The sequence below is a fragment of the Collinsella tanakaei genome (genome assembly GCF_016902615.1).
Classification (GTDB): Bacteria; Actinomycetota; Coriobacteriia; order Coriobacteriales; family Coriobacteriaceae; genus Collinsella; species Collinsella tanakaei_A.
On record NZ_JACJMB010000084.1, the window covers coordinates 1 to 393 of the forward strand.

Below are 393 nucleotides of genomic sequence, written 5' to 3' on the forward strand. Positions count from 1 at the left end.
TGCAGGCACGACCGCAAGCTCAGGGAGCTCGCCGCCGACATGTTCGCGGAGGGGCGGGGGCGGGGATCCGTCGCCAAGGTCCTCGGGATCCCGGAGGAGGCCGTGAGAAAATGGCAGCAGACGTACCGGTCCGTGGGGAGGGACGGCCTGCTGAACATGGGCAAGACGCACGCTAGATACGACTTCGAGACGAAGGTGGCCGCGGCGAGCGCCGTGGTCGACGGCGGGATGGCCAAGGCCGAGGCGATGGAGCGCTTCGGCATCGCGAGCCTGTCTCCGCTGAAGCAATGGTGCCGCCTGTACCGCGAGGGCGGCGCGGAGGCCCTCAGGCCAAAGCCGAAGGGCAGGCCGAGGGGATCGGGGGCGAAGGCCGCGCCGGCGACCCGCGAGCAG

The 393-nt window shown here is 71.0% G+C and carries 1 protein-coding gene; it reads left to right on the forward strand.

Annotated features, from left to right (window positions below):
* Window positions 1-102 precede the first annotated feature (102 nt).
* Window positions 103-393 (forward strand): helix-turn-helix domain-containing protein (locus tag H6A21_RS10815; protein ID WP_342636108.1); only part of this gene is annotated, 291 nt, incomplete at its 3' end.